Origin of the sequence: Rhizobium sp. 1399 (genome assembly GCF_031455475.1) — a bacterium.
Taxonomy (GTDB): domain Bacteria; phylum Pseudomonadota; class Alphaproteobacteria; order Rhizobiales; family Rhizobiaceae; genus Rhizobium.
In genome coordinates, this window is the sequence record NZ_JAVDSU010000005.1 from 57,342 (window position 1) to 80,703 (window position 23,362).

At 59.5% G+C, this 23,362-nt stretch carries 24 protein-coding genes; 10 read left to right on the forward strand and 14 right to left on the reverse strand.

Going from position 1 to position 23,362, the window contains the following annotated elements; genetic code table 11:
* The first annotated feature begins 294 nt into the window (after nt 1-294).
* Nucleotides 295-909: a class I SAM-dependent methyltransferase gene (locus tag J2X71_RS17695; RefSeq protein ID WP_310383411.1), complete on the forward strand. Its 615-nt coding sequence runs from the start codon at nt 295-297 to the stop codon at nt 907-909.
* 44 nt (nt 910-953) lie between these two features.
* Here J2X71_RS17695 and glmM read toward each other — a convergent pair whose 3' ends face one another.
* From glmM to ybgC, 11 genes are all read right to left on the reverse strand, one after another.
* The gene (gene glmM, locus J2X71_RS17700; RefSeq protein ID WP_007827040.1) at nt 954-2,306 is read right to left on the reverse strand and encodes a phosphoglucosamine mutase; all 1,353 of its coding nucleotides are present in this window, start codon (nt 2,304-2,306) and stop codon (nt 954-956) included.
* Between the two features lie 232 nt (nt 2,307-2,538).
* Nucleotides 2,539-4,470, reverse strand: coding sequence for an ATP-dependent zinc metalloprotease FtsH (gene ftsH / locus J2X71_RS17705; protein ID WP_310383415.1), 1,932 nt, complete (start codon nt 4,468-4,470; stop codon nt 2,539-2,541).
* Nucleotides 4,471-4,567: 97 nt separating this feature from the next.
* Nucleotides 4,568-5,971, reverse strand: a complete 1,404-nt coding sequence (tilS, locus tag J2X71_RS17710; protein WP_310383417.1) for a tRNA lysidine(34) synthetase TilS — start codon at nt 5,969-5,971, stop codon at nt 4,568-4,570.
* 11 nt (nt 5,972-5,982) lie between these two features.
* Nucleotides 5,983-6,981 (reverse strand): tol-pal system protein YbgF, encoded by a 999-nt coding sequence (gene ybgF / locus J2X71_RS17715; RefSeq protein WP_310383419.1) that lies wholly within the window; start codon nt 6,979-6,981, stop codon nt 5,983-5,985.
* A 158-nt stretch (nt 6,982-7,139) separates the two neighbouring features.
* Nucleotides 7,140-7,667 (reverse strand): peptidoglycan-associated lipoprotein Pal, encoded by a 528-nt coding sequence (gene pal / locus J2X71_RS17720; RefSeq protein WP_113323793.1) that lies wholly within the window; start codon nt 7,665-7,667, stop codon nt 7,140-7,142.
* A 158-nt stretch (nt 7,668-7,825) separates the two neighbouring features.
* A complete protein-coding gene (gene tolB / locus J2X71_RS17725; RefSeq protein ID WP_310383421.1) occupies nt 7,826-9,133 on the reverse strand; it encodes a Tol-Pal system beta propeller repeat protein TolB in 1,308 nt (435 codons plus the stop codon).
* 22 nt (nt 9,134-9,155) lie between these two features.
* Entirely contained in the window at nt 9,156-9,599 is a 444-nt protein-coding gene (locus tag J2X71_RS17730; RefSeq protein ID WP_310383423.1) for a cell envelope integrity protein TolA, read from the reverse strand.
* Nucleotides 9,600-10,745 carry a hypothetical protein gene (locus tag J2X71_RS17735; protein WP_113309289.1) on the reverse strand — a complete coding sequence of 382 codons (1,146 nt, stop codon included), beginning with the start codon at nt 10,743-10,745 and terminating at the stop codon, nt 9,600-9,602.
* Nucleotides 10,746-10,753: 8 nt separating this feature from the next.
* A complete protein-coding gene (tolR, locus tag J2X71_RS17740; RefSeq protein ID WP_113295394.1) occupies nt 10,754-11,209 on the reverse strand; it encodes a protein TolR in 456 nt (151 codons plus the stop codon).
* Nucleotides 11,210-11,223: 14 nt separating this feature from the next.
* The gene (gene tolQ / locus J2X71_RS17745) at nt 11,224-11,943 is read right to left on the reverse strand and encodes a protein TolQ (protein WP_007827062.1); all 720 of its coding nucleotides are present in this window, start codon (nt 11,941-11,943) and stop codon (nt 11,224-11,226) included.
* A 401-nt stretch (nt 11,944-12,344) separates the two neighbouring features.
* Nucleotides 12,345-12,794, reverse strand: a complete 450-nt coding sequence (ybgC, locus tag J2X71_RS17750) for a tol-pal system-associated acyl-CoA thioesterase (protein WP_310383428.1) — start codon at nt 12,792-12,794, stop codon at nt 12,345-12,347.
* Between the two features lie 118 nt (nt 12,795-12,912).
* Here ybgC and J2X71_RS17755 point away from each other — a divergent pair, with 118 nt between their 5' ends.
* The 4 genes from J2X71_RS17755 (at nt 12,913) to J2X71_RS17770 (ending at nt 16,767) form a co-directional block, all read left to right on the forward strand.
* Nucleotides 12,913-14,133 carry an NAD-dependent epimerase/dehydratase family protein gene (locus J2X71_RS17755; protein ID WP_113185984.1) on the forward strand — a complete coding sequence of 407 codons (1,221 nt, stop codon included), beginning with the start codon at nt 12,913-12,915 and terminating at the stop codon, nt 14,131-14,133.
* Between the two features lie 67 nt (nt 14,134-14,200).
* Complete coding sequence (locus J2X71_RS17760; RefSeq protein ID WP_113323800.1) at nt 14,201-15,025, forward strand: glycosyltransferase; 825 nt, start codon at nt 14,201-14,203, stop codon at nt 15,023-15,025.
* Nucleotides 15,022-15,936, forward strand: coding sequence for an NAD(P)-dependent oxidoreductase (locus tag J2X71_RS17765; RefSeq protein ID WP_310383434.1), 915 nt, complete (start codon nt 15,022-15,024; stop codon nt 15,934-15,936). The genes J2X71_RS17760 and J2X71_RS17765 overlap by 4 nt, the downstream gene beginning before the upstream one ends.
* A 39-nt stretch (nt 15,937-15,975) precedes the next feature.
* The gene (locus J2X71_RS17770; RefSeq protein WP_310383436.1) at nt 15,976-16,767 is read left to right on the forward strand and encodes a hypothetical protein; all 792 of its coding nucleotides are present in this window, start codon (nt 15,976-15,978) and stop codon (nt 16,765-16,767) included.
* On the opposite strand, the gene J2X71_RS17775 is transcribed toward J2X71_RS17770, so the two are convergent.
* Nucleotides 16,764-17,831 carry an FUSC family protein gene (locus tag J2X71_RS17775; RefSeq protein ID WP_310383438.1) on the reverse strand — a complete coding sequence of 356 codons (1,068 nt, stop codon included), beginning with the start codon at nt 17,829-17,831 and terminating at the stop codon, nt 16,764-16,766. The two genes, J2X71_RS17770 and J2X71_RS17775, sit on opposite strands and share 4 nt — an antisense overlap.
* On the opposite strand from J2X71_RS17775, the gene J2X71_RS17780 reads away from it, so the two are divergent.
* From J2X71_RS17780 to J2X71_RS17795, 4 genes are all read left to right on the forward strand, one after another.
* Nucleotides 17,815-18,351: a MarR family transcriptional regulator gene (locus tag J2X71_RS17780; protein WP_310383440.1), complete on the forward strand. Its 537-nt coding sequence runs from the start codon at nt 17,815-17,817 to the stop codon at nt 18,349-18,351. The genes J2X71_RS17775 and J2X71_RS17780 overlap by 17 nt on opposite strands.
* A gap of 66 nt (nt 18,352-18,417) precedes the next feature.
* A complete protein-coding gene (locus J2X71_RS17785; RefSeq protein ID WP_310383442.1) occupies nt 18,418-19,005 on the forward strand; it encodes a 5-formyltetrahydrofolate cyclo-ligase in 588 nt (195 codons plus the stop codon).
* Nucleotides 19,006-19,008: 3 nt separating this feature from the next.
* Complete coding sequence (locus tag J2X71_RS17790) at nt 19,009-19,833, forward strand: TIGR00282 family metallophosphoesterase (RefSeq protein WP_007827096.1); 825 nt, start codon at nt 19,009-19,011, stop codon at nt 19,831-19,833.
* Nucleotides 19,834-19,929: 96 nt separating this feature from the next.
* On the forward strand, nt 19,930-20,775 hold the full coding sequence (locus J2X71_RS17795; protein ID WP_310383445.1) for an MBL fold metallo-hydrolase: 846 nt from the start codon (nt 19,930-19,932) through the stop codon (nt 20,773-20,775).
* A 29-nt stretch (nt 20,776-20,804) separates the two neighbouring features.
* Here J2X71_RS17795 and J2X71_RS17800 read toward each other — a convergent pair whose 3' ends face one another.
* A complete protein-coding gene (locus J2X71_RS17800; protein ID WP_113323807.1) occupies nt 20,805-21,308 on the reverse strand; it encodes a pyridoxamine 5'-phosphate oxidase family protein in 504 nt (167 codons plus the stop codon).
* Between the two features lie 173 nt (nt 21,309-21,481).
* Between J2X71_RS17800 and J2X71_RS17805 the strand changes: the two genes are divergently transcribed.
* Nucleotides 21,482-22,228, forward strand: coding sequence for a YebC/PmpR family DNA-binding transcriptional regulator (locus tag J2X71_RS17805; RefSeq protein WP_113323808.1), 747 nt, complete (start codon nt 21,482-21,484; stop codon nt 22,226-22,228).
* Nucleotides 22,229-22,300: 72 nt separating this feature from the next.
* Here J2X71_RS17805 and J2X71_RS17810 read toward each other — a convergent pair whose 3' ends face one another.
* A complete protein-coding gene (locus tag J2X71_RS17810) occupies nt 22,301-23,302 on the reverse strand; it encodes an LLM class flavin-dependent oxidoreductase (protein ID WP_310383449.1) in 1,002 nt (333 codons plus the stop codon).
* Nucleotides 23,303-23,362: the final 60 nt, after the last annotated feature.

The window sequence follows — 23,362 nt, forward strand, 5'->3', positions numbered from 1 at the left end:
GCGTCGGCGCGTTGCAGGCCGCCAAAACGGATATGCCTTTTTATGGATAATGAATCGGAAACGTTAAAAGCTGCTTAACCATAAGAAGTAATGCGAATATTCACGGCAGAACATGTTTCGAAAAGTAATCTGCCCGTCTCGACTTCCCGAATCGGGAAGACGACGAATAAAAAGCCCCGCGAACTTTCACGCTTGCGAACGACGGATGAGAAAAGACGAGCAAACCGCATGCTCCTCCGGGATCGAACCGCTAAAGACAAATCGAAGATTTTTCCACAGAGGATCAGCAAGCGTATGCAGAACAGCAACAGGCAGGCCGCCGAAACCATTACCGATCTCTACGAACGGCATGCCAAAGTCTGGGATACAAGCCGCGGCAAGACCCTTTTTGAACGGAGCTGGCTGGATCGCTTCACCACGCTGATCCCGCAAGACGGGTCAATCCTCGATATCGGCTGCGGTTCCGGCGAACCTCTCGCGCGTCATTTCATCGAAAGCGGCCACGCAGTGACCGGTATCGATTCCTCGCCCAGCCTGATCGACATGTGCCGGACGCGCTTTCCAAACTCCGATTGGCAGGTCGCAGATATGCGCCGCCTGTCGCTCGGCAGAAGTTTCGATGGGCTGATTGCCTGGGACAGTTTCTTCCATCTGCCCTTCGAGGACCAGCGGCGCATGTTCCCGCTGTTTCGCACGCATTCGAAGCCGGGAACCGCGCTGATGTTCACCAGCGGCCCAGCACATGGCGAAGCTATGGGCGTTTTCGTCGGTGAACCACTTTATCACAGCAGCCTCAGCCCGGATGAATATCGCGCCCTGCTCACCGAACACGGCTTTACAGTCGTCGCCCACAAGGCTGAAGACCCGGCCTGCGGCAATCACACGGTCTGGCTCGCGCAACGCCAATAAAAAGCCGGCACGAAGGCCGGCTTTCAATCCTTTTTGCGGCGCTTTCAGGCGGCGCTGCGTACGCTCGAAATCGTGCCGATGAGATCGTTGACGATACGCTCGATCTGCGCCCGGTCGTCACCTTCCGCCATGACGCGGATCAGCGGCTCGGTGCCGGAGGGACGGATGACGAGGCGGCCATTCTTGGAAAGCTCGGCTTCCGCATCGGCAATCGCCTTGACCACCTGCAGATCCTCCAGCGGCTTGCCGCCGGTAATGCGGACATTGCGCAGAAGCTGCGGCACTGGCTCGAAGCGGCGGCAGATTTCGCTGACCGTTTTGCCGGTACGCTTGACTGCCGCCAGAATCTGCAGGGCGGCAACGAGACCGTCGCCTGTTGTGCCGTAATCCGAAAGCACGATATGGCCGGACTGCTCGCCGCCGACATTGTAATTGTGCTGGCGCATATGTTCGACGACGTAACGGTCGCCGACCTTCGTGCGGGCAAGTCCGAGGCCCTTATCCTCAAGGAAGCGCTCGAGGCCGAGATTGGACATGACAGTCGCAACGATGCCGTTGCCGCGCAGCTGCTGGCTCTCGGCCCAGCTTTCGGCAATCACCGCCATCAGCTGATCGCCATCGACGATCGAGCCGTTTTCATCGACGATGATGACGCGGTCCGCATCACCATCGAGCGCAATGCCGATGTCGGCGCGCACTTCGTCGACCTTCTTCTGCAGGGCGACCGGGCTGGTGGAGCCGCAATTCAAGTTGATGTTGGTACCGTTCGGATCGTTGCCGATCGTCACCACGTCGGCGCCGAGCTCCCACAGAACGGCAGGCGCCACCTTGTAGGCCGCACCGTTGGCGCAGTCGACCGCGACGCGCAGGCCCTGCAAGGTCACGTCGCGCGGCAAGGTGCGTTTGACGTGTTCGAGATAGCGGTAGATATCGCCATCGACACGCTTGGCTCGGCCGATTTCCTCAGCCTTGGCAAGCTGTCCCGATAGATCCTTGTCCAGCAGGTCCTCGATCTGCGCTTCGATGTCATCGGAGAGCTTGTAACCATCAGGACCGAAAAGTTTGATACCGTTATCTTGGAACGGATTGTGCGAGGCCGAAATCATCACGCCGATATCGCATCGCAGCGAACGCGTCAGCATGGCAACCGCAGGTGTCGGAATAGGACCGAGCAGGAACACGTCCAGTCCCGCCGCGGTAAAGCCGGCCACGAGGGCATTCTCCAGCATGTATCCCGACAGGCGCGTGTCCTTGCCGATCACCACACGATGACGGTGGGCGCCGTTACGGAAGATCGTTCCTGCAGCTATGCCGACCCGCATCGCGAGATCCGGCGTCATGGGGAAGATATTGGCTTGGCCTCGGATGCCGTCCGTCCCAAAATAGCGTCTTTTCATATGCACTCCTGCGCTTTCCGCGCGCCGTAGAAGCTTAGGCATTCCTCAAACAAGAATCCGGCTTCAAAGATTGGTGCTGCGCCCGAAACCTTGTCTTTAGTCAGCGGAATGCCACAAAATCGCGTAACCGGCACGTAAATTACCAAGAAAACTGATTATATCCTGTTACTAATATTAAAAGGGCCGGATTCCCCGTGGAAATCCGGCCCTTTAAGCAAATTCCTGTTCAATTTCAGTGAGGCTGTGGTTCCAGCCCACCCTCGGGTTCATCACCCTTGGAAGCAGGGCGCGCACCGGCCTTCGGCACGGCCGAGCCGCGGCTCGGAGGCGAATCATCGCCAAGATCGCGCGCAGGCTTTTCGCCACGGATCAGAGCCTTGATCTCTTCGCCGGTCAGCGTCTCGTATTCGAGCAGCCCTTCGGCGAGAGCGACGAACTCGTCATGCTTTTCCGTCAGGATCGTGCGAGCCTGCGTATAGGCCTCGTCGATCAGACGGCGCACTTCGTTGTCGATCTTCTGCGCGGTCGCTTCGGAGACGTTCTTCGACTGCGAAACAGAATGACCGAGGAAGACCTCCTGCTGGTTCTCGCCATAGGCAACCTGGCCGAGCTCGTCGGAGAAGCCCCATTGGGTGACCATCGCACGGGCAAGCTTGGTCGCCTGCTCGATGTCGGAGGAAGCACCCGAAGTGATGTTCTCCTTGCCGAAGGTCAGTTCTTCGGCAACGCGGCCGCCCATCATGATGCAGAGGCGCGAGATCATCCACTTGTAGCTCATCGAGTAGCGGTCGCCCTCGGGAAGCTGCATGACCATGCCGAGTGCACGGCCGCGCGGAATGATCGTTGCCTTGTGCAGCGGATCGGCGACGGCGACGTTCAGCGCGGTGATGGCATGACCGGCCTCGTGATAGGCGGTGAGCTTCTTTTCCGCTTCGGTCATAGCCGAAGAGCGGCGCTCCGCACCCATCATGATCTTGTCCTTGGCGTCTTCGAATTCCTGCATGGTCACGACACGCTTGTTGCGGCGGGCGGCCATGAGGGCGGCTTCGTTGACGAGGTTCATCAGGTCCGCGCCGGAGAAACCGGGCGTACCGCGAGCCAGAACCTTGAGATCGACATTCGGTGCCAGCGGAACGTTGCGGGCATGAACCTTCAGGATGCGTTCGCGGCCGACGATGTCAGGGTTCGGAACGACGACCTGGCGGTCGAAACGGCCCGGACGCAGCAGCGCCGGATCGAGAACGTCAGGACGGTTGGTCGCGGCGATCAGGATGATGCCTTCATTGGCTTCGAAACCGTCCATCTCGACCAGGAGCTGGTTCAGCGTCTGTTCGCGTTCATCGTTACCGCCGCCAAGACCGGCGCCACGATGGCGGCCCACGGCGTCGATTTCGTCGATGAAGATGATGCAAGGTGCATTCTTCTTGGCCTGCTCGAACATGTCGCGGACGCGGCTTGCACCGACACCGACGAACATTTCAACGAAGTCCGAACCGGAAATGGTGAAGAACGGCACGTTGGCTTCGCCGGCAACCGAGCGGGCGAGCAGCGTCTTACCGGTACCCGGAGGGCCGACAAGCAGCACGCCGCGCGGGATCTTGCCGCCGAGGCGCTGGAACTTCTGCGGGTCGCGCAGGAACTCAACGATCTCTTCCAGGTCCTGCTTGGCTTCGTCAACGCCGGCAACGTCATCGAAGGTCACGCGGCCATGTGCCTCGGTCAGAAGCTTGGCCTTGGACTTGCCGAAGCCCATCGCACCGCGCGAACCGCCCTGCATCTGCCGCATGAAGAACAGCCAGACGCCGAGGATCAAGAGCATCGGCAGCAACGTTCCGAGATAGCTCAGGAAGCCGGAGGAACCATCAGTTTCCGGCCGCGCAGTAACGGCGACGTTCTTGGATTGCAGGCGCTCCAGCAGATTGTCGTCGATCACAGGCGAATAGGTCTGGAAGGTATTGTTATTCTCCAGATATGTTCCGGTCAGCCTGTTACCGGTGACCACGACATCCTTCACGCGGCCCGCATCGACCTCACGCAGGAACTGCGAATAAGGAACTTCACGCGAACCCGTCTGCGCCGGAGCCGTCTGGAACATACTGAAGAGGGCGATCAGCAGAAGCGCTATGATCGCCCACAAGGCGAAATTACGTAAGTTAGGGTTCATTGAACTCCCCAGCACTGGACAGTCGCCTCATGGCGGCCGTCATATTTGGTCTCTAACATAGGGTTGCGCCAGGCCATTGCCAAGGCGATCCACTCTGTCAGATCGTTTTTCCGTCAATACTTCTTAAAGGCGGCTCCGCATAGGGCACCCTTGAGAAAACTGCCGAAAGCCTCTCGGCAAAGGTGAAATCAAATCGTGTCAAAAAGCGGTCGAAGGCTGCAAAATGGGGCGTCAAATCGACGGATCGGGCGAATTCCGGCAATAAAAGCCCCTGCCCTGCGGATATGGCCGGCCCAGAAGCCGCAGCCCGTTTCCACGCCGCCTTGGGAAGACCCTGGCTCCAACCCCCATTGTCCTGCCTGTCATCGGAATCCGGCGAGCCTAAGTCGGGCGCGGAAGGCCCGTTACGCATTGTTGCCTCATTCACCGCGCCGGCACGTGTCGTAATTTCTACGGTCTCTGACGACCTGTTTCTCGCTTTAAATCTTCCATCCCAAACCCCGGCTTCTCCCGACCGAAGCACCAGAGGCAGGATTCCGCGGCTCTCACGTGCCAGATAAAGCCCGTCACGCCGCAAATCGAATACCACACGGCCGACAGTCATTCGCCCCGACTTGCCACCTGTGGCGAATGCAAGAAGCCGCTCCATCTGTTTCCTTCCCGGCACAAACGACTGCCCGCCAAAAACCGCCGTCAGACGGCCAAGCGCATAATCAAGAACTCTGCGATCCTGCCTCAACCCACCGGGCATCACCTGCCCGAGCAAACCGCCATGAAGCCTGAAATGGCGATGCAACCATTCGGCTCCGTCAGAAGAAAGAGCCAGCCGCTCTTCCCAAGCACGACAGATATTCGTCTCGGCAGCGCCCTCAGCGGAAAGCTGCCGGCGCGTCCGCACACGCTCGTATTTCACATCTTCATTGCTGGGATCGTCGATCCACGCCACGCTGCGCGCGGTCAGAAAGCGACGGATATCTGCCCGGGTGGAAAAAAGGAGCGGCCGCAGGATCCAGAAATGCCGGTCGAACAGCACCGCATCCGCGATGCCGGTAGAAATCTGCTCCGTCCGCATTCCACGCATGTGCAACGTTTCGCGCTGATCATCCAGCGTATGTCCTGTCACGATGAGATCAGCATCGAAGGCTTCCGCCGCCTCGGCAAGAAGACCGTAACGTGCCTCGCGTGCCGCCGCCAAGATACCGGTTTTCGGCTTTTCCCCCTGCCAGACCATCGTCCGGTGCGGAATGCCCATTGATGCGCAGAGAGTTGCGACCCGGCAGGCCTCATCCGCGGATTCATCGCGCAGCGCATGGTCGACTGTCGCAGCACAAAGGGAAATGGAAAGATCGGGTGCGGCCTTCAGCGCTTCATGGAGCAGCAGGAGCAGGCCACTGGAATCGCTTCCGCCTGAGATCGCGACAAGAATGCGCACGGGTGTCTTCAGCGAAGCAAGGAAACGGTCGATTGCCGCCTCGGGAGAAATCGGATCTTCCGGAAACAAACCGGAAGACCCTAGCAGGCGAGACGCTTCTGTTCGCTCGCAACCTTGTTTATGACGGCGCGGGAGGCTTTCGGATACCGCTTGCTGACTTCGCGCAGGGTTGCGCAGGCAGTATCGGTATTGTCGAGTGCGGCAAGCGACATGCCGAGCTTCAGCAGCATCTCAGGCGCCTTTTCGGATGTGCCGTATTTTTGATGGGCATTCAGAAAAGTCTTGGCCGATTCGTTGAACTTGCCCTGCGAATAAAGTGCTTCACCGAGCCAGAAATTGGCATCCGGAGCGCGCGAGCTGTTCGGATAACGGGAGATGTACTGCGTGAATTCCTGCTCCGCCGTAGCGTAGTCGCCGGAAAGCACGTGGCCATAGGCCGCCTTGTACTGGTCGGACTCGCTGCCGAGCGAAGCGGTCTGCTGCGGCGCGGCCGCATCCGGCAGCGGTGCGGAACCGACCGTCGCATTCTGGTTCATGGAATTGCCGACAGGATTGCCGTTCTGGTCGAAATCCATGGAGCCCAGCTCGCGCGGCGGCTGGCCGAGGCCTTCATTGGCCGGCACGCCGGTGGAGGGAGCCGTTTCGGCTCCCCGCGGGGCTTGAATGACCTTCGCGATATCATCGCCACCGCCTGATGCCGGTGGAGCGACGTCGGCTTCACTCTTCTTCACCGGCGTCTTGGCAGCACCGCCGGCTCCTGCGCCGCCTCCGGTTTTTTCGAGCTGCTGGAAGCGGAATTCATTGTCTTCCTGCTGCTTGCGGATTGTCTCCTGCATCTGGAGAAGCTGATAGCTCATCTCCTCGATACGGCCGTTCAATTGCCGCATCTGCTCTTCCATCTGCTGGATGCGGATTTCCGCGTCGCTGCCCTGCACCTTGACAACAGGCGCTGCCGGCTGGCTTTGTTGCGCGGATTGGCCGCCGATGTGCAAGCCGAAGAACGAAGCGGAATATGCCGCTCGCTCGCTCCCGGTCACGGCCGCAAGGCACAGCATGCCTGCCACGACTAGTTTCTTCATTTGTATCGTCCTGTCCCAGTGATTCTTCGCGCCCCGATGGCACGACAGGAGATTTTTCCAATTGCTCTCAAAAAGCAACGGAGTCTGGCCAAAGTGTGGTCAAAAAGAAAGGCGGCCCGCAAGGAGCCGCCTCGTCAAATTCCGGCTTTTGCCGTGAATTACATGCCTGCGCCGCCGAGAACGGTGACGGCACGGCGGTTCTGCGACCAGCAGGAAATGTCGTCGCAGACGGCGACCGGACGTTCCTTGCCGTAGGAGATCGTCTTCATGCGCTGGGCCGGAACGCCGCGCGAAGCGAGATAATCCTTGGCGGCTGCAGCGCGGCGAGCGCCGAGAGCGAGGTTATATTCGCGCGTGCCGCGCTCGTCGGCATGGCCTTCGACCGTGATCTGGTAGTTCGGGTAGCGACCGAGCCACTGAGCCTGACGGTCGAGCGTCTGGGCAGCATCGGCGCGGATCGAAGTGGAGTCGGTATCAAAGAAGATGCGGTCGCCGACATTGACCGTGAAGTCCTGGGTGGAGCCAGGTGTTGCCGCACCTGCACCGAGGCCGAGCTCGCCGGCACTGTTCGGCACGTTCTTCTTGGCGCAGCTTGCGAGAGCAAGGCCGGCGACAAGCGCGATCATGACGGGGTTACGGGCGAAATTCTGCATGCGGCTCATTGCCGGGGTGTGAATTCGGCTCATGGCCGGGTCTCCTTGCGACTTCAATCAGGGTTTCCGGACAGTAACCGCACTCGGTTAACCGGCCATCAAAGATTATGGTTAACGATTCGTTGATTTGTCCCTGCATCGCCCATTTTCAGGACTTTGCGGCGACATGAAGGCGATATTCTCCCCCTCCACTACTCCAGAAGCGGCGACCAGGCCGGGTCCGAGCCGTAGGCCGGCGTCTTGATGGCCTGTTCATTGTAGCCAGTCAGGTCGATCGAATAGAGTTGCGGACCGCCCGCACCTGCCGCCTGGCGGAAGAACATGATGACGCGGCCATTCGGCGCCCAGGTCGGGCCTTCATTGTGGAAACCGGTCGTCAAAATGCGTTCACCCGAACCATCCGGCTTCATGACGCCGATCGAGAATTTGCCGCCCGACTGCTTGGTGAAAGCGATCAGATCGCCACGCGGCGACCAGACCGGCGTGGAGTAACGGCCATCGCCGAAGGAAATACGGGTCTGTCCCGAACCGTCAGCATTCATCACGTAGATCTGCGACTGTCCGCCGCGGTCGCTTTCGAAGGCGATGCGGTTGCCGTCAGGAGAATAGGAGGGCGAGGTGTCGATTGCAGCCGTGGACGTCAGGCGTGTCGTCGTGCGTGAGCGCAGGTCCATCGTGTAGATGTTCGAGTTGCCTTCCTGCTGAAGGCTCATGATGACCTTCTGGCCATCGGGAGAAAAGCGCGGCGAAAAGGTCATGCCCGGAAAGTTACCGACGACTTCACGCTGTCCGGTCTCAAGCTGCAGCAGATAAACGCGCGGCTGCTGATTGGCGAAGGACATGTAGGTCACTTCCTGCCGGCTCGGCGAGAAGCGCGGCGTCAGCACGAGATCGCTGCCGTCGGTCAGCATGCGAACGTTGAAGCCGTCCTGATCCATGATCGCCAGCTGGCGCTTGCGCTGCTGCTTGGGACCGGATTCGGAAACGAAGACGACGCGGGTATCGAAATATCCCTCTTCGCCGGTGATCTGCTTGTAGATCGCGTCGGCGATGATGTGAGCGACACGCCGCCAGTTCTCCGGCTGCGTATAAAACTGCTGACCGGTCATCTGCTGCCCGGCAAAAGTATCCCACAGGCGGAATTCGGCGCGAAGGCGGCCATCGGCTTCCTTGGTAACTCGGCCAGTGACCAACGCCTGGGCATTGATAACCTTCCAGTCCTCGAAGCGCGGCGCAGCATCCGGATTGGAGATCTTTTCGATAAAGGCCGTCTTGTTGATCGGGGCAAACAGGCCGGAACGCTGCAGGTCGGCGGCGATGACCTGCGAGACCTGCGCGCCCATGTCGCCCTGGAAGTCAGTCACCGCAATCGGCATCGGCTGGACATTGCCTTTTCGAAGATCGAGGGTGACCAACGCGTTCGCCGGCGTCGTAACGGCTGCGGCCCCAATCAGGCCTGCAATGACCATCAGAGCGCGGATGAGGGAACACTTGACCATATCAAACAAGCCTTTCAGCATCTTATTGGGTAAGAGCGCTGGTGTCGAAATTGAAAACAATTTCCTTCCAGACATCGTATTTATCTTTCGGAAGCACCGTAAAAGGAGCTGCGCGACGAACTGCGCGAAGGCCGGCATCGCTAAGACTTTTCTGCGCACGCTCACTGCCACCGGTGACCTGCACATCAGGGTTGCCGACGATCTGCCCGTCTCTCGCTAGCTTTATGTGGATCGTCAAACGCACGCTGCCGATATCTTTCAGGCGACTGTCGACGATGAATTGACGTTCGATCGAGTGCACAGCCGCCGTGATTTCAGCCTTGCTGAGGATCAGGGCGTTTGCGCTGTTTCGGCGATCAGCCGTCTCCGCATTTGCATCGAAAGGAAATGCGAGGCCAAGGATCAACCCGATCAGCACCGCGTATATCCCGAAAGATTTCGCGAAATGGATCGAATTCCTCGGCATTCAAATCCCCATATCGCTGGGATGAAAATTAAGGACAACCTCGTTCCACACGTCATACTTGTCCATCGGAAGCGTCGTGCGGAACGACGGAGCAGATTTCATCACGGCACGGTAAGCGCCACTTTCCAGCGCACGACGCGTTGAATCGGTGCTGCTTCCGCCGGAAGACTCAATGTCAGGCTGGCCGATAATGTTTCCATCTTTATCGAGTTTGAAATGCACAGTGATGACCATGCCGGAAAGGCCTTCCATTCCCGGAGTAATAAGCCAGTTACCCTGGATCAAACCCTGTAGCGCATCTTGTTCGCTTTGGCTGAGCTTGGAACCGCCATTGCTCTTCTTCGCCCCCAGCGATGCCTCCTGCGTCGAACGCTTGGCGCCGCCGGCGGAAGGATCGGTCTTGTTCAGCAACGCCGAAATCTCGTCCGCGTTGAAGTCGCTCTTCATTGAAGAAGCCGATTTCGCCACTTCCTGTTTCTTGTCGGCTTTCTTCTTGTCGGTCGGTTTTTCTGCAGCCTTCGGCTCGTCCGGCGTTTTTTCCGGCGGCTTTTCAGCAGCCTTCTGTGGTTCCGGCGGCTTTACCTGTGGCTTGACGACCGGCGTCGGCACCTTGTCCGGCAATGCTTCGGCATCCGGCTTCGGCGGCTCCTCAGGCTTGGCCTGTTCTTCCGGCGGCTTTTCCTCGGGCTTCGGCGGTGTCACTTCGACAGGCTTTGGCGGCGGAATGGAAGCAACCTCCTTCGGTTGCTCGACCTCGGTCTCTTCCTTGTTGACTTCCTTGACGTCGTTCGGTTTGGGATCGATCGTCGGCAGCGGCTTCTCGCTCGAATTCGCCGCCGCAGCTTCGCTGTTGCTGGGCTTGGCGTTCGGGACCGGCGGCGTCTTCAGGTCGACATTGTTGTCACCGGCATTCTCCGCCGGCTGCGCGATCGGCGGCCGGGTCGTCGGCACCGGGGCTGATGTCTCCTTCTTCGGAGCCTTCTTGTCGCCCTGCTGCATCTGGGTGATGGATTCCACCGGCACGAGATCGACCGGCATCGCCTCGAAATCCTCCACCTTGAAGGATTCCGGCGCGCTGAGCGAAACCAGCGCCCAGGTAAGCACCAGCCCGTGCAGAACCGCAGATGTGACGACGCTGGTCTTCATCTTGAGCGTTACTGGTCCTTCTTCTGCTGTGTGACGAGGCCGATATTCTTGAAGCCTGCACCCTGGATGCGGGCCATCACGTCGGCAATCACGCCGTACGGAGCAGTCGCATCACCGCGCACGAAGATGCGTTCGTTGTAACCGGTGGTCGCGATCGCCTCGAGCTTTGCAGCAATCTCTTCAGCCGGGATCGGCGTTTCCTGCAGATAGACTTCACCGTTGTTCTTGACCGAGATTGTGATCGGCTGCGTCTCGGAATTCAGGGCCTTGGCCTGCGTTTCCGGCAGATCGATCGGAACGCCGACCGTCATCATCGGGGCCGCCACCATGAAAATGATGAGTAGCACCAGCATGACGTCGACGAGCGGCGTCACGTTGATTTCGGAGATAACTCCCTTGTTGCGGCCACCACGGCGGCGGCGTCCGCCGCCCCCTCCGCTATTGCCGCCTACAGCCATACCCATGATCGTCTACTCCGTTACTGCGCAGCCTGGCGCGGCTGCAGCTTTTCATCGATCTGGCGCGAAAGGATGGCGGAGAATTCATCCGCAAAGCCTTCCATGCGACCCGAGAGCTTGCCGGCGTCGGCGGAGAACTTGTTGTAGGCGATAACCGCCGGGATAGCGGCGACGAGGCCGATGGCGGTTGCGAGAAGCGCTTCCGCGATACCGGGTGCGACGACCGCGAGGTTGGTGGACTTCGAACCGGCGATTGCCTGAAACGAGGTCATGATACCGACAACCGTTCCGAAGAGACCGATGAACGGACCGGCCGAACCGATCGTCGCCAGTGATCCGAGACGGGCAGAGAGAAATTCGGATTCGCGGGCGAGCGTCACGTCCATGGCGCGGTCGATACGCATCTGCAGGCCGATCGGCGAACGCGCGCCGCGCTCGAAGGACTTCTTCCATTCGCGCATCGCCGCGACGAAGATCGCCGCAAGACCGGTGTTGTTGCGCTCGGAAAGCGTCCGGTAGAGTTCTTCCAGCGACTGGCCCGACCAGAACACCTGCTCGAACTTGTCGAACTGGCGACGGGCGCGTCCGTAGGCCAGATATTTGTCAATGACGATAGCCCAGGTCCACACCGAAGCGGCGATAAGGCCGAGCATGACCAGCTTGACGACGATGCCGGCCTGCATGAAAAGCGACCAGAGGCTGACGTCGGTCGTGGCTGCTGCCAATCCTACTTGTTCCATAGATCCAAAATCCCCGAATCCAAACGCCCGGCGCTTGACCGGGCGGCACGAAGTGATCACGCAAGAATGTCTGGCGGCCGCCGCCCAAAGCCCTGGTCAAGCTTCCAAGCTCTTCTTCCGCCTTCTTGCCGTCAAATTTGGTCAAAGGAAGGCGTGCGTCGCACAAACTCCGACTCCGCAAGTAAGACACCATTATGGTTAATAGATCGTTAGTGCCAGACTATGACAGCGGGAATGTCGCGGGAGATTTTGTTCCTGGATAACTTGACCGGACATTGTCCGGTTGCTGAACACAGCGCTCATCTTGCAGCGCGGCAATTCCTTCACATAAAATTCAAGTTTTTACAAGCCCTCGATTCCGGCAGTTTGACGCAGGAAACGCAGGCATATCCCGGCTATTTTCAGCTTTCGGGAACGAGCATTTGCCTTGCCAGTGTCTCCGGCAACCGGCGCGGCCTACCCTTGGCATTGATCACCGCGATGATCACCTTGGCTGATATCAGCAGCGTATCGTCGCGGCGGATTTCCTGGTTGAGCACCATCTTCGCGCCGCCGGCCTTTTCTGTGTGTGTGATCACGGTCAAAATGTCGTCCATGCGGGCCGGGCTTTTGAAGTCGATCTCCATGCGATGGACGACGAAGATGAGTCCTTCCTCGTCCGCATTCACGAGCTCTCGCTGCTCCACACCGAGACACCGCAGGTAGTCGGTGCGGCCCCGTTCGAGGAAATGCAGATAGCGTGCGTGATAGACCAAACCGGAGAAATCCGTATCTTCATAATAGACCCGCTGGACGAGTCGATGCCCCACCTCGGTGAGTTCCCCGGAAATAGAAAAACCGTGTTCCGCCATAATTTTCTCCAAACTTTCCGGCCCTCTTTGACGCAACACTTCTCGACAGGCAAGCATTGAACAATTGTCATATTTCCTAACTATCCCGATGGGAAACAACCGATGAGGAGCCAGTGGCATGAAGATTGCGGTGATGGGCGGAGACGGTTTCATCGGTTGGCCAACCTCGCTGCATCTCTCCGATGCCGGGCATGACATCCACATCCTCGACAATCTCTCCCGCCGCTGGATCGATACCGAGCTCGGCGTCCAGTCGCTGACGCCGATGGACTCTATTCAGGAGCGCACTCGTATCTGGCATGCCGAAACCGGCCGCCGCATCCATTTCAATCTGATCGACCTCGCCCGCGACTATGAGCTCCTGAAGAAGTGGCTCGCGGAAAACCGGCCGGATGCGATCATCCATTTCGCCGAGCAGCGCGCTGCGCCCTATTCGATGAAAAGCGACCGGCACAAGAATTACACTGTTAACAACAATGTCAGCGCCACGCATAATCTCCTGAATGCTTTGGTCGAGTTGCAGCTCGATGCGCATCTGGTCCACCTCGGCACTATGGGCGTCTATGGCTATTCGACGGTCGGTGCCGCCATTCCGGAAGGTTATCTGCCTGTCGGCATCGAGACGATGGATGGCGAAACTGCCTCCCAGGAGATTCTCTATCCATCCAATCCCGGCTCGATCTACCACATGACCAAATGCCTGGATCAGCTACTCTTCCAGTTCTACGCCAAGAATGACAGCCTCAGGATCACTGATCTGCATCAAGGCATCGTGTGGGGCACGCATACTGAACAGACACGCCGCCATCCGCAGCTCATCAACCGCTTCGATTATGACGGCGACTACGGCACGGTGCTGAACCGGTTCCTCATTCAGGCCGCCATCGGCTATCCGCTGACCGTCCACGGCACCGGTGGCCAGACGCGCGCCTTCATCCATATCCAGGATTCCGTTCGCTGCATCGAACTGGCGCTCAAGAATCCCCCGGCCCGCGGCTCACGCGTCGAGATCTTCAACCAAATGACGGAAACCCATCGCGTGCGCGATCTCGCCGAGATGATCGCCAAGATGGCCGGTTCCGAAGTCGTCTGGCTACCCAATCCACGCAAGGAAGCTGCCGAAAACGATCTGGTCGTCAGGAACGACAAGTTCCTCAGCCTCGGCCTCGATCCGATTACCCTGAAGGCAGGCCTGCTCGACGAAATCGTCGAAGTCGCCAAGAAATTCGCTTACCGTGTCGACCGCTCTCGCGTCCCGGCCGTCTCCGCCTGGACGAAGGATATCGCCGCGACAATTAATCACGACCCGGAAGGCAAGCGGCTGAAGTCCGTATCATGAGTGGTGCTTTCTTCTCGAAGCAACGGCCTTGCCGGAGCGAGGCCGTTCAGGAAAGTACCCCGCATCCATGACCCCTGCCCCGCACTTCGCCTACGTCACTCTCGTCACCAACGCCGATTACGCCATGGGCGCGACGGCACTGGCAAACTCGCTGCGTCGCACCGGCACGGACGCCTCCATCGTCATTCTGCATACCGGCGGAGTCGACGCGGCCACCCTCGCCCCGCTGAACGCTCTCGGCTGCCGGCTGATCGAAGTCGAGCATCTGCCGTTGTCGGATGCTTTCAACGAGCGGCATGCGCGCGGCAATCTCCACTCCGCAGCACCTTTCACCAAAGGCCGCAAGCCGACCTTTCATTCGCCGCTCGACAATTTCTGCAAGCTCCGCCTCTGGCAGCTTGTCGAATATGAGCGCTGCGTTTTCATCGATGCCGATGCGATCGTCTTGAAGAATGTCGACAAGCTCTTCGCCTACCCGGAATTCTCCGCGGCGCCGAATGTCTATGAAAGCCTTGCCGACTTCCACCGCATGAACTCCGGCGTCTTCGTTGCCCGCCCTTCGCAAGAGACCTTCCGGCAGATGCTTGCAGTTCTGGATCAGCCCGACATCTTCTGGCGGCGCACAGACCAGACCTTCCTCGAGACGTTCTTCCCCAATTGGCATGGTCTGCCGGTCTATTTCAACATGCTGCAATATGTCTGGTTCACGATGCCGGCCCTGTGGGATTGGAAGAGCATTTCTATCCTGCACTATCAGTATGAAAAACCTTGGGAAAAAGATCATCCCAAGGCAGCGAGGCTACAACCTTTGATCGATTTGTGGCATTGTTTTCATATTGGCGGCCACGTGCCGGAGATTGCATCTCTGGCCAATCCGGATGAGGCGGCATGAAAGTACTGGTATCAGGCGGAACGGGTATCGTCGGACGTTATATCGTCGAAGAGCTGCTTTCTGCCGGATATCAGGTCATTATCGGCGGACGGCGTGCGCCACTTCCCCGGTTCTTCTCTCGTCCCGTCGATTTCGCCCCGCTTTCGCTCGATCCGGACGAGGACGATATCGGCGCCTTCGATGATGCCTATTTTTTCGTACACGCCGCCTTCAGCCACATCGAAGGAAAATACCGCGGCGGCGAAGGCGATGATCCAAAGGCGTTTCACCGCCTGAATCTCGATGGCACAGTGAAACTCTTCGAGGAGGCAAAGCGCGCAGGCACCCGCCGTTGCATCTTCATGTCCAGTCGCGCCGTCTATGGCGAGCATGCACCGGGCACCGAGCTTTTCGAAACCATGTCCGCCACGCCGGAAACCCTCTACGGGCAGGTCAAGCTCGATGCGGAGCGGGCGCTCGCCCATCTTTCCGGCCCAGGCTTTGCAGGAGCAAGCCTGCGGGCAACAGGTGTTTACAGTGACGGTTCTCCAAACAAATGGGATCGACTGATCGATGACTATCTGAGCGGCCAGCCTGTTTCCTCACGCGCGGGAACCGAGGTGCATGGACGCGATCTCGGCCGTGTCGTGCGACTGATGCTAGAAACGGAAAGCGCCCGAATCTCCGGCGAAGTCTTCAACGTTTCGGATATCGCCGTCGATACGAGGGATATCCTTTCGCCGATCCGCCATCACGTCCACTGTCCCTTCTCGCTGCCCGAAGCAGCGGACAAGGCAGAGCTTTGCACCATGAACACGAGTAAGATCCGCGCGCTCGGCTGGAAGCCCGGTGGCATGCCCCTTTTCGAACAAACGATGCAGCAATTGGCTGGGAAACAATGGGTTCCGCGCCCCAGTTCCACGCAAGTCTGATCTGGCAGAGTGCGCCCCAAATGTAATCGGGGGTATATTATGCAGCTCGCAACCGTTTCGGCGTCCACCCTTCTGCGCGGCACTCAGCCGGCACAATCCGGCGTTTCGTCCACGAGCAACGAGCCCGATACCGGCGTATTGAAGATCCAGCGGCAGTCGCTGGCGCTGGAACAGGTGCGTAATTCGCTGGCAAGCTCCGCCGACGATGCGAAGAGCCGCGCCCAGCGCAAGCTCGAAGAAGCCAAGCAGGAGCTTCAGGCGCTGAAGACGGCGGGCTTCCCGCCTGAAGTGATTGCGCGTCTCGCCGCCGAACTCGCACGTAAGGTTGGCGCCGCGGCCTCCGAATTTGCCTCGGCCGTTGCAACCGGCGGCTCTTCCGATGCAAGTGCTGCGACCAGCACAGCAGCCATATCAGCTTCCACCGCTGCGACGACCGATGCCACCACCAATGCAACGGCCGACGTTGTCGCAAGCGATGCAGCAGCTTCCACCGAGGCAGCGCATGGCACCGAAACGACAACGGAAGCAGTGGAAGATGGCACGGACACTGCGGAAACAGATGGCGCGGCTCATGCCCGCAAAGCGTATCAGGAAATCGTCGAAGACGGTTCGAAGTCGTCGGCAATTTCCGCCGATGACCGAAAGACGATGGAAGAGTTCAAATCCGTCGTCCGCGAACTGAAGCAGATCCTCGAGAAGGCAATGCGCGATCTGCGTGAGAAGAACCGCGACGCCTCCGCCGAAGGTGCAATCGGAGCAGCACAATCAGCCGTGACCGGGCTGTCGGCTGCCGTGCCGACGGCGACCATTCCTTCGAGCATCGTCGTCTAACTATTAGGCGCTGCCGTCTGTGGCAGAAAATGGATCGTTGCCTTGTTGACGAGCAGCACGAGGCAGGCGGCAAAGACAGTCGCAAATAGCCTATCCAACAGCGCGGAAGCCGGCAGGGCATGATCGGCGGTTCCCATGGCCATCATCATCAGCGGCGTCATCACGATCGAATAGGCGAGATAATTCCTGGCCCGCAGGAAGGGCCTGCTACCGCCGAGCGCGGCGACAACAAGCACATCGGCCCAGGCTGGCAAGGTAAGAAACGACAGCAATCCCGCACAACAGACACCGAAGAGAACGCCGATCACTCTTTGCGTCGTCTTGAGTGGCAAACGTTCCGGCCGCCGCTCGATCAGCAGCACCAGCGCCAGCGCCGCCCAGTGAACATCGTGATCGGGAAAGAACAGGTGGATGAGCGAGACGGCGCCCAGGCAGGAAACCAACCGGACGGGATATTGCCAGCCTGCTGGCTCCGTCAGAGAACGCCGCAGCCTGTTGAATTTCTGTCTGGCGGTCGGCTTGCGTTCATCCTCGACCGGCTCTGCCGCGCGACGGCGGATATGCGCGACGACCCCAGCCATCATCATGTGGAGAACGACAGCGAAAAGCGCGCCGCCGATGACAATGGCAAAGATGAGCAGCGGATCTGCCGTGGTGGTAGAGACGATGCCGCCGACCATGACGAGATAGAAGACGAAGCGCATAGAGGCGGCGACCATAGCGCGATCGAAACCACCGACGATACCGGCAATGCCGGCAATCACCAATAGGCCCATCTGCCAAGCACCGCCAAGCCGTCCGAGCGCGCAGGCAAGCCCCGTCGCAAACACTAGGACCAGCAATGCGGCCCCTGCGCTCGCAGCTTGCGTCCTCAGTCTGCCATGCGCTACCGTCCCGCTCATCGCCATGCCGCCGATCAGGCCAAGCCCCGTATGATGGCCCCTCGCCGCAAGCAGCGCCGGAACGGCCATGGCAAGCGCCGATACGGCGATTTCGATCGCCGTCACTTCCTTTTCAGTCGACCAGCGAAAGGCTCCGGCTACGTGATTGAGTGTCTTTTCCATCAATCGTTTCTCAGACCCGGAATTGGGCATCCAAGAAATAATACGCACTGCGTACGATATGTCCAGTAATCACGACGCACCTGCGACACGCATCTTGCGCTCCGTCCTGCTGCTCGGCCGCCGCTTGCGGGCTGCGCGCCCCGAAGGTCCGCACAGCCTGTCGACCATTGCGATCCTCGCCACGCTTCATCGCTTGGGGCCGATGCCCGCCTGGCGGCTGGCCCTGGAAGAACATCTGCAGCCGCAATCGGTCACCCGTATCATCGCGGCCCTTGAGCGCGACGAGCTGATCAGCCGCATGCGTAGCGAGACCGACCGCCGCGAGATCGAACTGTCGATCACTCCTCACGGCCGCACGGTGTTGTCCGAGGACATAGGCGCTCGCCGCGCCTGGTTGGAAAAAACGATGGACGACCACCTGACACCGGAAGAGCGCAGGACATTGATGGAAGCGTCGGAAATCATGCTGAAACTCGCCTATGCCCATATCGAGAACGAGGCGCAATCAGGCGAAGAATAGACCCTTTTCACCTGTTGCAATCAGCCACAAGCGGTTATGTTCGCCGGACAACGATATGGAATTGAGATGACGCCCAAGGAATTGAAGGCTCAATTGCGCGCTGAGCGTCTGGCACTCAGGGATGCGATCCCGACGGATCTGCGCGCAGCCAAAAGCCTCGACATGGCAGCCCATGCCGGCGATGCGATTGCTTTTACGCCCGGCACGATCATCTCCGGTTTTCTGCCGATCCGTTCGGAAGCCGATCTGCAGCCGCTGATGGCGCGGTGGCGCGGACGCGGCGCCCGCCTTTGCGTGCCCGCAATCATCGACAAGCAGACCATCGTCTTCCGCGAACTCGTCCACGGCGCGGCACTGATCGGCACCGGCTTCGGCACGGTCGGCCCAAGCGAAGACGCTGCTATCCTCGACCCCGAAATCATGCTCGTGCCGCTGTCGGCTTTCGATTCCCGCGGCCACCGCATCGGCTACGGCGCCGGCCATTATGACCGTGCAATCGGCCGTCTCCGGCAAAAAGGCCTGTCGCCGAAGCTGATCGGCATTGCATTTGACTGCCAGGAAGTGGCAGAGGTACCGGCTGAGCCGCATGACATAAGCCTGGATGCCATCCTGACGGAAAGCGGCCTGCGCCATTTTACCTCACGGATTGGATAGGGAATGCGACTGCTATTTCTGGGTGACATGGTCGGCAAGACGGGACGCACGGCGGTCTGGGACCGCCTGCCCGGTCTGGTTTCCGACCTGAAGCTCGACTTCGTCATCGTCAATGGCGAAAACGCCGCCGGCGGCTTCGGCATCACCGAAGACATCTTTCTGGAAACGATCAATGCCGGCGCCGATGTGGTGACAACCGGCAATCACGTCTGGGACCAGAAGGATGCCGTCGCCTTCGCAGGCCGCCATGACCAGTTTCTGCGTCCGGCAAATTACCCGCAGGGAACGCCCGGCCGCGGCTCCGGTCTTTTCTATGCGCGCAACGGCGCGCGCGTGCTCGTCGCCAACATTATGGGCCGCGTCTTCATGCATCCCGAGCTCGACGACCCCTTCAAGGCGGCTGAGACGATCCTTGCCGCCTGCCCGCTGAAGGAGCAGGCCGATGCCATCATCTTCGATTTCCATGCGGAAGCGACGAGCGAAAAGCAGTGCTTCGGCCATTTCGTCGATGGCCGCGCCAGCTTCGTCGTCGGCACCCACACGCACGTGCCGACCGCCGATGCGCAGATCCTGAATGGCGGCACCGCCTATATGTCGGATGCCGGCATGTGCGGCGATTACGATTCCTCGCTCGGCATGGACAAGGAAGAACCGCTGAACCGCTTCATCTCCAAGATGCCGAAGGGCCGTATGGAAGCGGCCACCGGCCCCGCCACCATCTGCGGCGTCGGCGTGGAAATTTCGGACGCGACGGGTCTGGCCGAAAAGATCGCCCCGCTGCGCCTTGGCCCGCGGCTTGCCGAAACGATCCCGGAGTTCTGGCGCTAGGCCACTGCAACACGCAATTGTGAGCATGCGCCGGCTGGACCGCTGCGACCGCATGCCGCATCCTCGCGGGCGTCGTGAAAGCGCCGGAGGGGTGGCATGAAGCCGCATTGTCTTGTCCTCGCTATCGCATGCCTAGCGGTTTTCACCGCACCGCGCCTTGCCGCAGCCCAGGAAAACCGCAGACCTGTCAGCCAGTGCCAGGCTATCGCGCAGACTATCCCCAAGGCGACCTTCGCCAGCTTCTCCGTTACGGCGCCGATAATCCCGGCGGTGTCCGAGGACGAAGATGTTAAATTCACCTACCTTGGCCATTCTACCTTCGAGATCGACACACCCGGCGGCATTGTCATCGCCACCGATTATAATGGCTGGTACAAACCCGCGGTGACACCCGATGTCGTGACCATGAACAAGGCGCATCAGACGCATTACACGCTGACGCCGGACCCGGGCATCAAGCATGTTCTGCACGGCTGGAGCGATATTCCCGGCGACAAGGCGAAGATCAATCTTGTCGTCGGCGATGCCTATATCCGCAATGTGACGACGGATATCCGCTTCAGCTACGGGCTCGGCGGATCGCAGCAGGACGGAAATTCCATTTTCATCTTCGAGATCGCCGGCCTCTGCATCGGCCATCTCGGCCACCTGCATTATGAGCTGACCGACACACATTACACTGAAATCGGCAGGCTGGATGTGGTCATGGTGCCGGTCGATGGCGGCCTGACCATGGGTGCAGACAGTATGAGCCGCGTCATCAAGCGGCTGCGCTCGTCGCTGATCTTGCCGATGCATCGCCGCGGCCCGCCGGTCAACGCCTTCATCTCGATGTTCGGCAATGGTTTCGACATCAACTACGCGCCCGACAACAGCATCACCGTTTCGCTGCGCACGCTGCCGAAAAAGCCTCTGATCTATGTGATGAAGGACGTGCAGTAAAAGGCCCGGACCATGCCGGGCCTGTTTGCTCACGCAAATTGCAGATGCCGTTTGATGCCGACGTCAGGCATCTTCTCCTCATCGAAATTGGCCTTAGCAATTTCCCAGCCGAATTTCAGCTTGCTGCCGGTCGAGACCCAGATGTCGGCGTCATCGACATGCATGGAGAGCATCGTCAGCTTTGGATCCTTCTTGCCACCTTCGTACCAGGCGGCAACGACCGAGTTCCAAAACTCCTCGATTTTCGAGGGATCAGGGTGCACCTCGATAACCCCGGACAGGCAGGCATGATAATCATGGTTCTTGCCGATGACGCAGAAATGCGCGCGGCTGCCTGGTTTGATCATCTGCACGAGTTCGGCATCCGTCTTGGTATAGAACCAGATCGTATTGGTGGTCGGATCGACGTTGGGTGCCATCGGCTGCATGTGCATATCGATGCCTGAAAGACCAAGCATGCCGGCATTGATATCGTTGATCTGATCCCAGAGCTGACGTGCCGGTTGTTCCCGGGCTTCAGTGAAGCTTGCCATTGCCGTTCCTTTCCTGCTGGTGTTGTCGGTTGAAAACGTCATCTCCTCGGCTTTGTTCCGCCCACCACCACGCCGCCAGGGAAGGATCGAAAAGCTGCTTTTTCCTTGAATATCGCCCTTTCCGATCTTATAAGGCGGCCCATTCCGAACAATGAGACGTGAACAGGGGTGCCATGGCTGGCCATTCACAGTTTAAAAACATCATGCACCGTAAGGGCCGTCAGGATTCCGTGCGCTCGAAAATGTTCTCCAAGCTCGCGCGCGAAATCACCGTTGCCGCCAAGGCCGGCCTGCCCGACCCGACGATGAACGCCCGCCTGCGCCTGGCGATCCAGAACGCCAAGGCCCAGTCCATGCCAAAGGACAATATCGACCGCGCCATCAAGAAGGCTTCCGGCGCCGATACGGAGAACTATGACGAGGTCCGCTACGAAGGCTACGGCCCAGGCGGCACGGCGATCATCGTCGAGGCCCTGACCGACAACCGCAACCGCACCGCCTCCAACGTCCGCTCGATCTTCACCAAGGCCGGCGGTGCACTCGGCGAAACCGGCTCGGTTTCCTTCTCCTTCGACCACGTCGGCGAAATCACCTACAAGCTGTCCGCCGGCGATCCCGACAAGGTCATGGAAGCCGCGATCGAAGCCGGCGCCGATGATGTGGAGACCGACGAGGAAGGCCACTACATCACCACCGCCTTCGAAGCCCTCGGCGAAGTCGCCAAGGCGCTCGAAGCATCCCTCGGCGAAGCCGATACCGTGAAGGCAGTCTGGCGCGCCCAGAACAACGTACCGGTCGACGAAGAGAGGGCGCAGTCGCTGCTGAAAATGATCGACTCGCTTGAAGACGATGACGACGTCCAGAACGTCTATTCGAACTTCGAAGTCTCCGAAGAAGTTCTGGCCAAGCTCTCGGCTTAAAGCCATCCAGGATATTGAATCGACAAACCCGGCCATTCCGCCGGGTTTTTGTTTGCTGGGATGCTCTGGCGGCTAGGCCGCAGCCCGCATGAAGTTGCCAAGCCCAGCAAAGAGCTCCACCGATTTCAACCGCGCCTCGATATCATGGATCGGCATGGAGATGATGACCTCATCGGCCTGCGTCTCCTTGAGGAATTCATTGAGCTGGGCTTCGGCCGTGACCGGCGAACCGACGACGGCGTAGCGTAGCGTGTGCTCGACATTCATCTTTTCCATCGGTGACCAGAAGGCATCCATATCCCTGACCGGCCGTGGGAAAGGCCCGCGCACATTGCGCCGCAGATTGACGAACTGCTGTTGAGCCGAGGTGAAGTGATACTGCGCCTCCTCGTCCGTCTCAGAAACCGCACCCATGACGCCGACCATCACATAGGGCTTGTCGAGTTCCGACGAGGGCTGGAACCGGTCGCGATAGATCGCGATGGCATCAAGCAGCATGTCAGGCGCAAAATGCGAAGCAAAGGCGAAGGGGAGGCCGAGCATGGCCGCAAGCTGGGCGCTGTAGAGGCTGGAGCCGAGCAGCCAGATCGGGATGTGTGAATCGTTGCCGGGTACGGCGAGGATCGCCTGGTTTTCGATCGGCGTACCGAGAAGCTGCTGGAGTTCCACCACATCATTGGGGAAGCTATTTGCACCGGCGTCGAGGTTGCGCCTGAGCGCCTGCGCCGTGCGCATGTCCGTTCCCGGCGCGCGGCCGAGACCGAGATCGACGCGACCGGGAAACAAGGCTTCGAGCGTGCCGAACTGTTCGGCGATGACGAGCGGCGCATGGTTCGGCAGCATGACGCCACCCGAGCCGATGCGGATGGTCTTCGTCACCGCCCCGATCTGCCCAAGGATGACTGACGTCGCCGCACTCGCGACGCCGGGCATGCCGTGATGCTCTGCCATCCAGAAACGCGTATAGCCGAACTCCTCGGCCTTCTGTGCCATGCGCTTCGACGCTGCAAAGGATTGGCTGATGGTCGTGCCTTCGGCCACAGGGGATAGATCGAGAATGGAAAAGGGAACCATGGAAACCTGCCGCGCAAGAATGGGGGTGTGGTCTATGTAGGTTCGCCGTAGCGCTATTCC

Coding starts and splice junctions, on each gene's coding strand:
- J2X71_RS17695 (WP_310383411.1), top strand. CDS start 295: ATGCAGAACAGCAACAGGCAGGCCGCCGAAACCATTACCGATCTCTAC.
- glmM (WP_007827040.1), bottom strand. CDS start 2,306: ATGAAAAGACGCTATTTTGGGACGGACGGCATCCGAGGCCAAGCCAAT.
- ftsH (WP_310383415.1), bottom strand. CDS start 4,470: ATGAACCCTAACTTACGTAATTTCGCCTTGTGGGCGATCATAGCGCTT.
- ybgF (WP_310383419.1), bottom strand. CDS start 6,981: ATGAAGAAACTAGTCGTGGCAGGCATGCTGTGCCTTGCGGCCGTGACC.
- pal (WP_113323793.1), bottom strand. CDS start 7,667: ATGAGCCGAATTCACACCCCGGCAATGAGCCGCATGCAGAATTTCGCC.
- tolB (WP_310383421.1), bottom strand. CDS start 9,133: ATGGTCAAGTGTTCCCTCATCCGCGCTCTGATGGTCATTGCAGGCCTG.
- J2X71_RS17730 (WP_310383423.1), bottom strand. CDS start 9,599: ATGCCGAGGAATTCGATCCATTTCGCGAAATCTTTCGGGATATACGCG.
- J2X71_RS17735 (WP_113309289.1), bottom strand. CDS start 10,745: ATGAAGACCAGCGTCGTCACATCTGCGGTTCTGCACGGGCTGGTGCTT.
- tolR (WP_113295394.1), bottom strand. CDS start 11,209: ATGGGTATGGCTGTAGGCGGCAATAGCGGAGGGGGCGGCGGACGCCGC.
- tolQ (WP_007827062.1), bottom strand. CDS start 11,943: ATGGAACAAGTAGGATTGGCAGCAGCCACGACCGACGTCAGCCTCTGG.
- ybgC (WP_310383428.1), bottom strand. CDS start 12,794: ATGGCGGAACACGGTTTTTCTATTTCCGGGGAACTCACCGAGGTGGGG.
- J2X71_RS17755 (WP_113185984.1), top strand. CDS start 12,913: ATGAAGATTGCGGTGATGGGCGGAGACGGTTTCATCGGTTGGCCAACC.
- J2X71_RS17760 (WP_113323800.1), top strand. CDS start 14,201: ATGACCCCTGCCCCGCACTTCGCCTACGTCACTCTCGTCACCAACGCC.
- J2X71_RS17765 (WP_310383434.1), top strand. CDS start 15,022: ATGAAAGTACTGGTATCAGGCGGAACGGGTATCGTCGGACGTTATATC.
- J2X71_RS17770 (WP_310383436.1), top strand. CDS start 15,976: ATGCAGCTCGCAACCGTTTCGGCGTCCACCCTTCTGCGCGGCACTCAG.
- J2X71_RS17775 (WP_310383438.1), bottom strand. CDS start 17,831: ATGGAAAAGACACTCAATCACGTAGCCGGAGCCTTTCGCTGGTCGACT.
- J2X71_RS17785 (WP_310383442.1), top strand. CDS start 18,418: ATGACGCCCAAGGAATTGAAGGCTCAATTGCGCGCTGAGCGTCTGGCA.
- J2X71_RS17790 (WP_007827096.1), top strand. CDS start 19,009: ATGCGACTGCTATTTCTGGGTGACATGGTCGGCAAGACGGGACGCACG.
- J2X71_RS17795 (WP_310383445.1), top strand. CDS start 19,930: ATGAAGCCGCATTGTCTTGTCCTCGCTATCGCATGCCTAGCGGTTTTC.
- J2X71_RS17800 (WP_113323807.1), bottom strand. CDS start 21,308: ATGGCAAGCTTCACTGAAGCCCGGGAACAACCGGCACGTCAGCTCTGG.
- J2X71_RS17805 (WP_113323808.1), top strand. CDS start 21,482: ATGGCTGGCCATTCACAGTTTAAAAACATCATGCACCGTAAGGGCCGT.
- J2X71_RS17810 (WP_310383449.1), bottom strand. CDS start 23,302: ATGGTTCCCTTTTCCATTCTCGATCTATCCCCTGTGGCCGAAGGCACG.